Source organism: Amycolatopsis sp. NBC_00345, assembly GCF_036116635.1.
In the GTDB taxonomy this organism is placed as follows: Bacteria; Actinomycetota; Actinomycetes; order Mycobacteriales; family Pseudonocardiaceae; genus Amycolatopsis.
The window spans coordinates 4,136,138-4,148,319 of sequence record NZ_CP107995.1; the positions used below are offsets into that span (position 1 = coordinate 4,136,138).

13 protein-coding genes are annotated in these 12,182 nt (G+C 70.8%); 3 read left to right on the forward strand and 10 right to left on the reverse strand.

What is annotated here, in order from left to right; genetic code table 11:
* Positions 1-4 precede the first annotated feature (4 nt).
* The 3 genes from OG943_RS18145 to OG943_RS18155 form a co-directional block, all read right to left on the reverse strand.
* A complete protein-coding gene (locus tag OG943_RS18145; RefSeq protein ID WP_328610967.1) occupies positions 5-664 on the reverse strand; it encodes a lysophospholipid acyltransferase family protein in 660 nt (219 codons plus the stop codon).
* Positions 661-1,425, reverse strand: a complete 765-nt coding sequence (gene cmk / locus OG943_RS18150) for a (d)CMP kinase (protein WP_328612089.1) — start codon at positions 1,423-1,425, stop codon at positions 661-663. The genes OG943_RS18145 and cmk overlap by 4 nt, the downstream gene beginning before the upstream one ends.
* A 102-nt stretch (positions 1,426-1,527) precedes the next feature.
* Positions 1,528-2,082 carry a TetR/AcrR family transcriptional regulator gene (locus OG943_RS18155; RefSeq protein WP_328610968.1) on the reverse strand — a complete coding sequence of 185 codons (555 nt, stop codon included), beginning with the start codon at positions 2,080-2,082 and terminating at the stop codon, positions 1,528-1,530.
* Between the two features lie 90 nt (positions 2,083-2,172).
* Here OG943_RS18155 and OG943_RS18160 point away from each other — a divergent pair, with 90 nt between their 5' ends.
* The 3 genes from OG943_RS18160 to OG943_RS18170 are packed head-to-tail and all read left to right on the forward strand — an operon-like array spanning position 2,173 to position 4,255.
* A complete protein-coding gene (locus OG943_RS18160) occupies positions 2,173-2,541 on the forward strand; it encodes a DUF4267 domain-containing protein (RefSeq protein WP_328610969.1) in 369 nt (122 codons plus the stop codon).
* Between the two features lie 35 nt (positions 2,542-2,576).
* Positions 2,577-3,059: a cation:proton antiporter regulatory subunit gene (locus tag OG943_RS18165; protein ID WP_328610970.1), complete on the forward strand. Its 483-nt coding sequence runs from the start codon at positions 2,577-2,579 to the stop codon at positions 3,057-3,059.
* Positions 3,059-4,255 carry a cation:proton antiporter gene (locus OG943_RS18170; protein ID WP_328610971.1) on the forward strand — a complete coding sequence of 399 codons (1,197 nt, stop codon included), beginning with the start codon at positions 3,059-3,061 and terminating at the stop codon, positions 4,253-4,255. Before OG943_RS18165 ends, OG943_RS18170 begins: the two co-directional genes overlap by 1 nt.
* 69 nt (positions 4,256-4,324) lie before the next feature.
* Here the strand turns inward: OG943_RS18170 and OG943_RS18175 are convergent, their stop codons facing one another.
* The 7 genes from OG943_RS18175 to xerD form a co-directional block, all read right to left on the reverse strand.
* Positions 4,325-6,220: a Xaa-Pro dipeptidyl-peptidase gene (locus OG943_RS18175; protein WP_328610972.1), complete on the reverse strand. Its 1,896-nt coding sequence runs from the start codon at positions 6,218-6,220 to the stop codon at positions 4,325-4,327.
* 152 nt (positions 6,221-6,372) lie between these two features.
* Entirely contained in the window at positions 6,373-7,125 is a 753-nt protein-coding gene (locus tag OG943_RS18180; RefSeq protein WP_328610973.1) for a pseudouridine synthase, read from the reverse strand.
* Positions 7,115-7,771, reverse strand: coding sequence for an SMC-Scp complex subunit ScpB (gene scpB / locus OG943_RS18185; RefSeq protein WP_442874793.1), 657 nt, complete (start codon positions 7,769-7,771; stop codon positions 7,115-7,117). Before scpB ends, OG943_RS18180 begins: the two co-directional genes overlap by 11 nt.
* A 908-nt stretch (positions 7,772-8,679) precedes the next feature.
* Complete coding sequence (locus tag OG943_RS18190; RefSeq protein ID WP_328610974.1) at positions 8,680-9,669, reverse strand: segregation and condensation protein A; 990 nt, start codon at positions 9,667-9,669, stop codon at positions 8,680-8,682.
* Positions 9,669-10,073, reverse strand: a complete 405-nt coding sequence (locus OG943_RS18195) for a cobyrinic acid a,c-diamide synthase (RefSeq protein ID WP_328610975.1) — start codon at positions 10,071-10,073, stop codon at positions 9,669-9,671. Before OG943_RS18195 ends, OG943_RS18190 begins: the two co-directional genes overlap by 1 nt.
* Entirely contained in the window at positions 10,070-11,077 is a 1,008-nt protein-coding gene (locus tag OG943_RS18200) for a ParA family protein (RefSeq protein WP_328610976.1), read from the reverse strand. The genes OG943_RS18195 and OG943_RS18200 overlap by 4 nt, the downstream gene beginning before the upstream one ends.
* A gap of 127 nt (positions 11,078-11,204) precedes the next feature.
* A complete protein-coding gene (gene xerD / locus OG943_RS18205) occupies positions 11,205-12,107 on the reverse strand; it encodes a site-specific tyrosine recombinase XerD (protein ID WP_328612091.1) in 903 nt (300 codons plus the stop codon).
* Positions 12,108-12,182: the final 75 nt, after the last annotated feature.

Consider the following 12,182-nt stretch of genomic DNA (forward strand, 5'->3'; position numbering starts at 1 on the left):
TCACCTACGGCGAGCCGATTCGGTTCTCGGCCCGCCAATCGTCCAAAGTCTTCACGAGCGCCGCGAGCTCCCCGCGGAGCTCCTCGGTGCCCTGGTCGAGCCCCGTCCGGCCGGGCCCCACCTTCGGCGTGAACGGCTCCCCCACGAGGATGTCCACGCGCGGGCGCCAGCGCCGCTTGCCGTCCGCGGGCTTCAGCGTCCCGCGGGTGGCGACCGGCAGCACCGTCGCACCCCCCGAGCGCACCAGCCACGCGGCGCCGCGCTCGGCCACGCCCACGTCACCGGACCCGCGCGTGCCCTCGGGGAAGATCCCGACGACGCCGCCCGCCTTCAGCACGCCGACCGCGGTCATCAGCGGCTTGCGGTCGATCTCGCCGCGCTTGACCGGGATCTGGCCGATCGCCCGCAGGAACCGCCCGGCGGCGCCCTTGAACATCTCGTCCTTGACCAGGAACGCCGAACGCCGCGGCAGCATTCCGAAGATCAGCTGCGGCTCGATCATGGAGCTGTGGTTGGCGACCACCACCACCGGCCCGGTGGCGGGCATCCGCTCACGGCCGTGCACGCGGATCCGGAACGCCGACCGCAGATGGTACCGGGCGAAGACCCGGCCCGCGTCGTGCAGGAGGCCGATCGCGCCCTCGGGGAGAGCGCTACCGGTCACCGCGCGACCTCGGCCCCGTTGACCTCGGCGGCCCCGGCGGCTTCGGTTGTTCCGATGGCACTGCCGGCTTCGGCGTCGCAGCCGTCGAGCAGGCCGCGACGGCAGGCGAGCTCGGACAGCGCCACGATCACCTGGTCGATGCTCAGCTCCGAGGTGTCGACCGGCACCGCGTCCTCGGCCGCGCGCAGCGGCGACGTCGCGCGCGTCGAGTCGAGGTGGTCGCGGCGCTCCACGGACTCGCGCGCGGCCTCGACCGAGGACTGCCGACCGGCGGCGCTGTCCTGGCCGCTGCGGCGCGCGGCGCGGACGTCGGCGGAGGCGGTGAGGTAGACCTTCAGCGGCGACTCGGGCGCGACGACCGTGCCGATGTCCCGGCCCTCCACCACGATGCCGCCGGTCTCGGCCAGCACGTCGGCGATGATCCGGCGCTGGCGTGACACGAGCAGCTCCCGCACCTGCGGCACCGCCGAAACGGCCGAAACCGCCTGCGTGACCTCGGGGCCGCGGATGTCGGCGGAGACGTCCTCGCCGGCCAGCCGCAGCTCCGGCCGGTCCGGGGTGGTGCCGATGGTGAAGTCGGCGTCGTGCGCGCGGTGGCCCACGGCGTCGGAGTCGGCCGGGTCGTCGCCGGCGCGCAGCACCGCGAGCGTCACGATGCGGTACATCGCGCCGGTGTCGAGGTAACCCGCGCCGAGCCGGGCGGCGAGCTTGCGCGCGACCGTGGTCTTGCCGGTTCCCGACGGGCCGTCCAGCGCCACCACACCACGTAGGGCTCCCGTCACCGATACTCTCCTCGCGTCGTCCTGCTCACCGTCTTCTCGCGTTACATTCTGCCCGCCGCCCGTCCCGGCCGGTCAGGCGGCTCACCCGCCGAAGCGGGCCACCAGCAGCGCCAGCCGTTCGGCGCGGTGCCCGGGGCTCAGGCGGCCGCCGCGGCCGAGGGTGACCAAGCCGTGCAGCGCGGCCCAGAACGTCTCGGTCAGGGCCCCCGGGTCCTGGCCGTCCGCGACCGGCTCGATGACCGCCTGCATCGCGGCGAACGCCGCGCGCAGGGCTGGTGGCGCGTCTTCGGTGGCGAAGGGCAGGTCGGACGCCAGCGTGAACATCGCGTCGTAGAGGGCGGGCTTCTCGTCCGCGAAGGCGACGTACGCCTCGGCGACCCCGCGAATGCCGCCGTCACCGACCTTGCCCACGTGCTCGGCGAACTCGGCGCAGCCTTCCAGCACCGCGGCCGACATGATCGCGTCCTTGCCCGCGAAATGGCTGTACAGCACGGGCTGGCTGTATTCGATCAGCGCCGCCAGCCGTCGCGTGGTGACGGCGCCCCAGCCTTCCGCCTCGGCGAGCTCACGGGCGGCGGTGACGATCCGCTGCTCCCGTTCCGACCGGTCGCGCTCCCGGCGCAGTCGCTGGTTCATGACCGGATTCTAGCACTGCTAGACAAACTAGCGGCGCTAAGTTAGCGTCGACAGCATTCCTAGCAACGCTAGATCCTTGGAGGAACCACCATGCTCGTCACCGCCTACGTCCTCGCCGGCCTCGTCGGGATCGGGATCATCTACGTCGGCCTCAGCTACCTGTTCGCCCCGGAGAAGACCGCGAAGGGCTTCGGCCTGGCCACGATCCCCACCGGCACCACGGCGTTCTTCCAGATCAAGGGCGTCCGGGACATCGGGACCGGCCTCGTGGTGGGCGCGGCCATGCTGGCGGGCGGGCCGCACGTGGTCGGCTGGGTCCTGCTCGCCGAGGCGTTCATCCCCGTCGGCGACATGCTGATCATCTTGCGCCACAAGGGAAGCCGCGCCGTGGCGTTCGGCGTCCACGGGCTCACGGCCGCCGTGATGGTCGTGACCACGTTGCTGCTCGTGCTCGGCTGAGCCGTGCGAAACGGACAATGGGTTACCGTGACAGGGTGAACGTCGAAGTCACCCCTCTGCCCGGAATCGGTGTCCGTAAGGACTTCGCCACCCGTAACGGCCGCCGCATCGGCGTCGTGACCCAGCGGGACGGCCAGATCGAGCTGATCGTCTCGAAGTCCGACGACCCGGACGCCTGCCTCGCCTCGCTGCCGCTGACCCCCGACGAGGCGGGCGCGCTGGCCAACCTGCTGGGCGCGCCGCAGCTGGTCGCGCAGCTCAACGAGGAGCACCGCGAGCTGCCGGGGATCAACACCAAGCAGCTGCCGATCACCTCGACCAGCCCGTTCGACGGCCGGACGCTCGGTGACACGGCGATGCGCACGCGCACCAGCGTTTCGGTGGTCGCGGTGATGCGGGCGGGCCAGGTGCACCCGTCGCCGACCCCGGACTTCACGTTCACCGCGGGCGACCTGCTGGTCGCGGTCGGGACTTCCGAAGGACTGGAAGCCGCCGCCAAGATCCTCAAGCACGGCTGATGGATCACACCGCACTGTCCTTGATCGAACTCGGAGCGGTCTTCTTCGGCCTCGGCGTGCTCGGCCGGCTCGCCGGCCGGATCGGCCTCTCCCCTATCCCGCTCTACCTGATCGGCGGCCTGTGCTTCGGCTCCGGCGGGCTGATCCCGCTCACCGACATCGGCGACTTCACCCACCTGGCCAGCGAGATCGGCGTGGTGCTGCTGCTTTTGCTGCTGGGGCTGGAGTACTCGGCGGCCGAGCTGTTCACCGGCCTGCGCAGCTCGTGGATGGCGGGCCTGCTCGACATCGTGCTGAACGCGGCGCCCGGCGCGGCGGTGGCGCTGCTGCTGGGCTGGGGCCCGATCGGCGCGATCGTGATGGGCGGCGTCACCTACATCTCCTCGTCCGGGATCATCGCGAAGGTGCTGGGCGACCTCGGCCGGCTCGGTAACCGCGAGACGCCGGTGGTGCTCTCCATCCTCGTGTTCGAGGACCTGGTGATGGCGCTCTACCTGCCGATCCTCACCGCGATCCTGGGCGGGGTGAGCTTCTTCGGCGGGCTGGAGGCGGTCGGCATCTCGCTGCTGGTGATCACCGTGGTGCTGGTGATCGCGCTGAAGTTCGGCCGGTACGTCTCCGCGCTCGTGGACAGCGACGACCGCGAGGTGTTCCTGCTCAAGATCCTCGGCGCGGCCCTGCTCGTGGCCGGCCTCGCCTCGGCGATGCAGGTCTCGGCGGCGGTCGGCGCGTTCCTGCTCGGCATCGCGGTCTCCGGGTCGACGGCGCACAACGCGACCCGGCTGCTCGAGCCGCTGCGGGACCTGTTCGCCGCGGTGTTCTTCGTGGTGTTCGGCCTGAACACGAACCCGGCGTCGATCCCGCCGGTGCTCGGCTGGGCCGTGGTGCTCGCCGTGGTGACGACGCTGACGAAGGTCGCCACCGGCTGGTGGGCCGCGCGAAGACAGGGCATCGGGAAGCTCGGCCGGTCCCGGGCCGGGGCCGCGCTGGTGGCCAGGGGCGAGTTCTCGATCGTCATCGCCGGGCTCGCCGTGACGGCGGGCGCGGTCGACGGCGAACTCGCCGCACTGGCCACGGCGTACGTGCTGCTGATGGCGATCCTCGGCCCGACCGCGGCCCGGATCGTCGAGCCCGTGGCCAAAGCGCTGCAACGGAAGAAGGCGGCCGCCAAGACCGCCCCGGTGACGACCAACTGACGCCCTGAAGGCCACCATGAGGGCATTTCGGACCCTCATGGTGGCCTTCAGGGATAGCGGCCGACCGGGTCAGCGGAGGTCGAGCGGTGCGCGGCCGTCGATGTGCGCGAGCGGACCGGCGGGTGCCGGTGCCGTTCGCGGGGCAGCGGGCACGGTGCCCACCAGCGGCACCTGCACCGCCGTCTTCGCGAGGTCGAGCGTCAGCTTCGGCCCCTTCGCCGGGCCGGTGATCTCATCGGTGTCGGTACCGCCGATGATCAGCGCCAGCGAGTGCCCCTGCGGCACCACGTGGTCGGTGCTCGCCAGCCGGAACGTCATCGTGTACGGCTTGCCCGGCGTCAGCGGCTGCTCCTGGCTCAGCGACTGGTAGTTCGCCAGGTCCGCCCAGCCGCGGCTGATCACGGTGTAGCCGACGTTCGTGGTGTCGGCGCTGGTCACCTTGTAACAAGCGTCGTCACCGGGCGCGTTCGAGCCCCAGCACGTCTCGTTGCTGCCGGTCTTGATGCCCTCGCCGGCACCCGCGTAGTTGCGGATGGTGGCGGAGCCGTAGTCCACGAGCATCGCCGACAGGCGCGCCGACGACGTGCTCGGCGTGGCCGTGACGGTGATCGACGACGTGCCCGAGACCTGCAACGGCGCCGAGAGCGTGCCGGTGCTGTAGAGCACGCGGTTCGCCGATGTGGCCGCGGGGCCGGCCGCCCACGCGTTTTCGCTGCCCTTGAGGTTGTCGGTGAACGACGCGGTGCCCGAGCTCGCGGACGTGCTCAGCGTGCCCACACCCGCCGTGCTGCCCGAGTGCGGCCGCAGCGTCGTCGCCGCGGCCCCGGCCGCCGGGTACGAGGACTGGTCGGCCCACTGGTCCGGCTGGCGCTCGACGGTGGCCATCGGCTGCTTCTCGATGCCGTTGTCGATGCCCATCAGGTAGTGGTCGAACCACTGGTGCAGCGTGTCCACCCACTCCGCGCGCCGATAGTCGAACGGGTCGACGTGCCCGGTCTGCGCCAGCCAGATCTTGCGCTGCACGCCGTTGGCCGCGAGCGCGTCCCACCACTGGCCGAAGTTGATGGTCTTGACGTTCAGGTCGTTCACGCCGTGCGAGACGAAGACGCTGGCCTTCACGTTCTTCGCCTGCTTCACGTAGTCGCGCTCGGCCCAGAGCGGGCCGTAGTCCCCGTTCGCGGTGGCGCCCTGCGCGAGCTTGCTGTTCTCCGCCGAGCAGTCCTGCCCGCCGTTGCGGGCCTCCACGGTCTGCGCGAGCCCGTCCGGGTCGAAGCCGAACGACGCGCCGTCGGACCGGTAGTAGTCGTACCAGGAGCTGATCCCGGAAATCGGCACGATCGTCTTCAGCCCGTCGACGCCCGTGGCGGCCACGCCGTTGGCGATCGTGCCGTCGTAGGACTTGCCGATCATGCCGACGCTGCCGTTGGTCCAGTCGGCGGTGACCTTGCTGCCGCCGGACTTCGCGCTGTAACCGGTGGCGCGCCCGTTGAGCCAGTCGATCACCGTCTTCGCGGACTGGACGTCGGAAGTCCCGCCGACGTCGACGCAGCCGGTGGAGCGGTTGGTGCCCGCCAGGTCCACGAGCACGACCGCGTACCCGCGCGGCACGAAGTAGTTGTCGTAGTACAGCGGGAAACCCACCGGGCGGCCCTGCGCGTCGTAGGTCTTGAACTCGCTCTCGTTGCCGCGCCCGACCGACGAGTAGTACGGGCTCGCGTCCATGATCACGGGGATCTTCGTGCCCTGCGCGGTGGGTTCCTTCGGGCGCACGATGTCGGCGGCGACGCGGTCCGGCTTGCCGTCACCGTCCCCGTCGCGCCCGATGTCCACCCACACGGTCTCGCGGACGGCGCCGGCGAAGTCGTACACCGGATCGGTGCCGGTGGCGGCGGACGCCGCCTGGACCGGGACCACGAGCCCCGCGGCGACGATCACCGCCGCACAGAGCCCTCTGAGCACACGCATGAAATTGCCCTCCCAGCCGTCTCGGATCCGATCAAGCTAGGAGGGCGGCCGCGCGGGCGTTAGGGCGGAAAGTGGGGATCTTTCCGACGGACCCCCGAACAGCTCAGAGTTTCACGGTGCGGACAGCCGGCTGCGGTGTCACCTCGGTGGCGTCACAGCTCGACCGTGCGGTACAGCGAGCCGACCTCGCCGCGGGTCAGGCGGCGGATCGTGCCGGGGCGCTGGTTGCCGAGCTGGACGTCACCGACCGCCGTGCGCACGAGCTTGCGCACCGGGTGCCCGGTGGACGCCATCAGCCGCCGCACGATGTGCTTGCGGCCCTCGTGGATCACCAGCTCCAGCATGGTCTTGCCGGAGTGCATGTCCTTAACCCGGAACTGGTCGACCTTGACCAGGCCGTCCGGCAGCTCCCAGCCGTTGCGGAGCTCCTTGCCGAGCCCGCGCGGCACGAGGCCGTCGACCTCGGCCAGGTAGGTCTTCAGCACGCGGTACGACGGGTGCATCAGCCGGTGGCCGAGGTCGCCGTCGTTGGTGAGCAGCAGCAGGCCCTCGGTGTTCTCGTCGAGCCGTCCCACGTGGACGACGCCGGGGGTCTCCTCCCAGCGGCCGCGCAGGTAGTCGCCGACGCACGGGCGGCCGCGGTCGTCCGACATCGTGGAGTGCACGCCCTTGGGCTTGTTGAAGGCGAGGTAGACGAGGTCCTCGCGGAGGTTCACGCGCGTGCCGTCGACGTGGATCACCGCCTCGACCGGGTCGACGCGGCGGCCCAGCTCGGTGACGACCTCGCCGTTCACCTCCACCCGGCCGGCCACGATCAGGTCCTCGGCCGCGCGCCGGGAGGCAACGCCGGCCTGGGAAAGGACCTTCTGCAGCCGGACGCCGTCGGGGTGTTCGTCAGATGTCATCGATGGTGTCCACTTCGGGTAGCAACGGAGCGATCGGGGGCAGGTCGTTCAGTGACGACAGCCCCAGTCGCTCCAGGAACAGCTCGGTCGTCACATACAGCGTTCCGGTCGTGTCGGGGTCGGTGCCCATCTCCTCGATGAGCCCGCGTGCCAGCAGCGTCCGGATCACGCCGTCCACGTTCACGCCCCGCACCGCGGCGACCCTGGCCCTGGTCACCGGCTGCCGATACGCGATCACGGCGAGGCTCTCCAGCGCGGCCCTGGTCAGTTTCGACCGCTGGCCGTCCAGCAGGAGCTTCTCCACGAACGGGGCGTAGGTGTCCCTAGTGTAGAACCGCCACCCTTCACCGACTCGCCGCAGGTCGATCCCGCTGACCCGCTCGGTGAACTTCTGCGCCATGGTCCGCAACGCGACGGTGACCCGCGCCACGGACTCCCCGACGGTGTCGCCGAGCGCCTCCTCGTTGATCGGCGAATCGACCACCAGGAGCAACGCCTCGAGCGCCGCCTCGAGCGCCTCGTCGGAACTGACGTCGGGCAACTCGTTCTCATCCCCGGCGGCGACCAGGCCGGACTCGGGGTCTTCGGGGGGAGGCTGGTCTTCGGCTGTGGGGTCAGTCGTGGGGTCAGTCGTGGAGCCGGCCAGGGGGTCGGCCGGGGTTTCTTGCGAGGTTGCTTCGGACTGGGCGTCTCCGGGCTGCGCAGTCTCGGGCTGGCCAGTCTCGGGCTGGGCGGCAAAGTCACTTTCGTCGGCCGTAGCAGCTTCGCCCTGCGAAGCCACCTCGTCCGAAGGCGCCGCTTCGCCAGACGAAACCGCCGCACCCTCCGAAACCGCTTCGCCTTCCCCCGTGGCGACATCGGCTGCGCCATTGTCGGCGTCGTCCGTGGCCGGATCGGTCTCGTCGGTCGCACTCACTTCGCCGTCCGAAGCTGTTTCACCCGAAGGCGTCGCTTCGCCCAGCGAAGCTGCTTCGCCCTCCGAGACTGCTTCGCTCGGTTCCACCGCTTCGCCGACCAACTCCGCCTCGCCGCCCGAAGGCGCTTCACTCGACGAAGCCACTTCATCCTCTGAAGCCGCTCCATCCCCCGAAGCCGCTTCGCTCAGTGCCACCGCTTCGCCAGCCAGACCTGCCTCACCTCCGGTAGCCTTTTCGCCCAGCGAAGCCGCTTCACTCTCCGAAGCAGCTTCACTTTCCGAAGCCACGTCGCCCTCTGAGACTGCTTCGCTCGGTACCGACGCTTCGCCAGTCAACTCAGCCGCACCGCCTGAAGGCACTCCGCTCGACGAAGCCACTTCGCCCTGCAAAGCTGCTTCGTTCGGTGCCACCGCTTCGCCAGTCAGCTCCGGCTCGCCACTCGAAGCCTCTTCGCTCGGCTTCGCCGCGTCGCCAGCAGCGTCCGAGTCGCCAAGCGAAGCCGCATCGTCAAGCGAAGCCGCGTCACCAGCCGTGCCCGCGTCGCCGCTCCCCTCCACTTCAGCAAGCTGACCGATTTCGGCCAGAGCATCAAGGTCGGGGATCTCGTCGTTGGTGGCGGGTGTGGGGTCTTCGGTGCTCACCCGTACTCCTCTTCCTCCGCCAGGGTGCGGTCCTGGTCCGCGGCGGCCGAGGCCTCCGCCATGGTGCCGCCCGTCCAGCGGACGTGCAGTTCGGCGAGGGCCTCCAGCTGTTCGAACTGCACCGAGGACTCCCGGTACAGCTCCAGCAGCGCGAGGAACCTCGCCACGATCTCGACCGTGTGCTCGCAGTCTTCGACCAGTTCCTTGAACGTCGCCTGCCCGGCCGCGGCCAGCTTGACCCGCAGCAGCGCCGCGTGTTCGCGCACCGAAACCCGGCCCATGTGCAGGTGGGCGAGCGACACCGTCGGCGGCGGTTTGGGGCGGAAGACCGCCACGGCGATCTCCGCGAACTTCTCCGGCGTCACGCCCAGCATCACCTCGGGCAGCAGCCCGACGTACCGCTCCTCCAGCGCCACCGAGCGCGGGTAGCGCCGCAGCGCGCCCTGCTCGAGTTCGCCGAACAGCGCCGCCACCTGCTTGTACGCGCGGTACTGCAGCACGCGCGCGAACAGCAGGTCCCGCGCCTCCAGCAGCGCCAGGTCGTCCTCGCTCTCCACCTCCGCCGCCGGCAGCAGCCGCGCGGCCTTCAGGTCGAGCAGGGTCGCGGCGATGACCAGGAACTCCGTGGTCTCGTCGAGGTTCCAGTCCGCCCCGAGCGCGCGCGTGTAGGCGATGAAGTCGTCGGTGACGCGGTGCAGCGCTACCTCGGTGACGTCCAGCTGATGCTGCGAGATCAGCTGCAGCAGCAGGTCGAACGGGCCCTCGAAGTTGGCCAGGTGGACCTTGAACCTCGACGTGCTCAGTTCCTCGGCGAGGCCTTCGGGGACGGTTCCGCCGTGCACGGTCTCGTGCTGGATCGGCGTGTCCGCCTCCGAACCCACCGAGACTTCCGAACCCACCGAGGCTTCCGGAGCTTCCGAGACCGCCGGAGCTTCCGGGGCCGCCGCGTCCGGCTCCGGCTGCTGGGCCGATGCCGGTTCGTCCATCAGCCCTCGGTTTCGCCTTCGTCGTCCTCGCCCGCGCGCAATCGCCGGACCAGCACCGACTCCTCGCCGTGCTGGTCGAAGTCCGCGAGCAGCACCGCCACGGCCTCGCGCACCAGCCGGCCGCGGTCGACGATCAGGCTGTGCTTGGCCCGCAGGTTCAGCCGGGTCTGCTCCATCGCGAGCAGCTCGTCGCCCGACACGTACACGGTGATCTTCGCGTCGTGCTTCGTGCGGCCAGAGCCGCTGCGCGCGGCGCTGCGGGAGAGCTGCCCGGACTCGGGGTCCGGCTCCGGGAGCGGCTCCGGGGGAGCGGGGACGGGCGGCCGGTCGAGCGCCGGCGTCGACGGGCTGGAGGTGAGGCGGAAGAGCTCCGACGCTCCGGGCAGGGAAGCGCGCCTGCTCACCGAGCGATCACCTCGCGGGCCAGCGCGCGATAAGCGGCCGCGCCGGCGGACTTGGGCGCCCAGGTCGTGATCGGCTCACCCGCGACTGTCGTCTCGGGGAACCGCACCGTGCGGTTGATCACCGTGTCGAACACGGTGTCGCCGAATGCCTCCACCACGCGAGCCATGACCTCCTTCGAATGCAGGGTTCTCGGGTCGTACATGGTGGCGAGAATCCCGACTATGTCCAGTTTGGGGTTGAGCCGTTCCTGCACCTTCTCGATCGTGTCGATCAGGAGCGCAACGCCTCGCAGACTGAAGAACTCGCATTCCAGCGGGATGACCACACCGTCCGCGGCGGTCAGTGCGTTCACCGTCAGCAGGCCGAGCGAGGGCTGGCAGTCGACAAGAACATAGTCGTAGTCGTTCATGACCGGACGAAGGACCCGTAACAACGTGTGCTCGCGCCCTACCTCTGCGACGAGCTGGACCTCCGCCGCGGACAGGTCGATGTTGCTCGGCAGCAGGTCAACGCCGTCGACGCGGGTTTTGCGGAGCACGTCCTCGACGTTGACCGAGCGCTCCATGATGACGTTGTAGACCGTCTGCTCGAGTTCGTGCGGCTGGATGCCGAGGCCGACCGACAGCGCGCCCTGCGGGTCGAAGTCCACGAGCAGCACCCGGCGGCCGCACTCGGCGAGCGCCGCGCCCAGGTTGATGGTCGACGTGGTCTTGCCGACGCCGCCCTTCTGGTTGCACATCGCGAGGACCTTGGCCGGCCCGTGCCGGTCCAGCGGCTGCGGCTCGGGGATCTCGCGCAGCGGACGGCCGGTGGGCCCGATCCCGCTCTCCTCGCGCTCCCTGGCCCGCGCCCGCGCTCTCTCCGCGCGGCTCAGCGGCCGGGCCGGCTCGTCGCCGTCGTGCTCGGCGGGAGTCGCGATGGTCGCGTGGCTGAGGCTCGCCGCGGCCGACCCGGCGGACGCGGCCGGCCTGGCCGGCTGGTTCGGCTGGTTCGGTGTCGACATGGCGGGAAAGCTCCTTGTCTCGGCAAAGTCCACGGCAGCCTATGCGCGGAGTCGGAGCCCCGGCAAAGCGCCGCGCCGGGGCGGCGGCGCGAAGTCACCACAGCTAGCTAATGCCCTTATGCGCCATTCAGCCCAGCGCACGGGGGTGTGCGGTGGCGTAGACCTCGCGCAGGGTGTTGACCGTGACGAGCGTGTACACCTGCGTCGTGGTCACCGAGGCGTGGCCCAGAAGTTCTTGGACGACACGGACATCCGCGCCGCCTTCGAGCAGGTGCGTGGCGAAGGAGTGGCGCAGCGTGTGCGGCGAGACGCCCGCGGTGATGCCCGCGCGCTCGGCGGTGTCCTTGAGCACCTGCCACGCGCTCTGCCGGGAAAGCCTGCTGCCGCGGGCGTTGAGGAAGATCGCGGACGTGCCGCGCCCGTGCGCCGCGAGCACCGGCCGGGCGCGCACGAGGTAGGCGTGCAGCGCCTCGACGGCGGGACGGCCGATCGGCACCAGCCGCTGCTTGCCGCCCTTGCCGTCGAGCAGCACGGTGCGGTCGCCGTCGTCCACATCGTCCACATCGAGCCCGACGGCTTCGGAGATCCGGGCCCCGGTGGAGTAGAGCAGTTCCAGCAGCGCCCGGTCGCGCAGCGCGCGCTCGCCCTCGGGCGGCGGGGTTTCGAGCAGCTTGAGCACGTCGGTCACCGGCAGCGCCTTGGGCAGCCGCTTCGCCGGCGCGGGCGGGCGGACCTCACGCGCCGGGTCGTGCTCGGTGATGCCGTCGGCGTGGGCGAACTTGTGCAGCCCGCGCACGGCGACCAGTGCCCGCGCGGACGAGGACGCGGCGAGCGGCCGGTGCTCGGCGTCGCCCTCGCGCAGGGCCGCGCCGAACGCCGTGACGTGCGCGGACGTGACGTCCGGGAACCGGGTGACGCCGGCCGCGGCGAGGTGCGCGGCGTACCGGCGCAGGTCGCGGGCGTAGCTGTCCAGGGTGTTGCGGGCGGTGCCGCGCTCGACGACGAGGTGGTCCAGGTACGCGGCGATCACCTCGTCCACCCCGGTCCTGCCCGCGCCCGTCACCCGGACACTCTATGCCGCATCCCGGCCCGTGGCCGCCGACGC

Excerpts from the sequence above, each read along its gene's own strand:
- OG943_RS18155 (WP_328610968.1), bottom strand. The coding sequence starts at position 2,082 with ATGAACCAGCGACTGCGCCGGGAGCGCGACCGGTCGGAACGGGAGCAG.
- OG943_RS18170 (WP_328610971.1), top strand. The coding sequence starts at position 3,059 with ATGGATCACACCGCACTGTCCTTGATCGAACTCGGAGCGGTCTTCTTC.
- OG943_RS18190 (WP_328610974.1), bottom strand. The coding sequence starts at position 9,669 with ATGGACGAACCGGCATCGGCCCAGCAGCCGGAGCCGGACGCGGCGGCC.
- OG943_RS18160 (WP_328610969.1), top strand. The coding sequence starts at position 2,173 with ATGCTCGTCACCGCCTACGTCCTCGCCGGCCTCGTCGGGATCGGGATC.
- OG943_RS18180 (WP_328610973.1), bottom strand. The coding sequence starts at position 7,125 with ATGACATCTGACGAACACCCCGACGGCGTCCGGCTGCAGAAGGTCCTT.
- OG943_RS18200 (WP_328610976.1), bottom strand. The coding sequence starts at position 11,077 with ATGTCGACACCGAACCAGCCGAACCAGCCGGCCAGGCCGGCCGCGTCC.
- OG943_RS18175 (WP_328610972.1), bottom strand. The coding sequence starts at position 6,220 with ATGCGTGTGCTCAGAGGGCTCTGTGCGGCGGTGATCGTCGCCGCGGGG.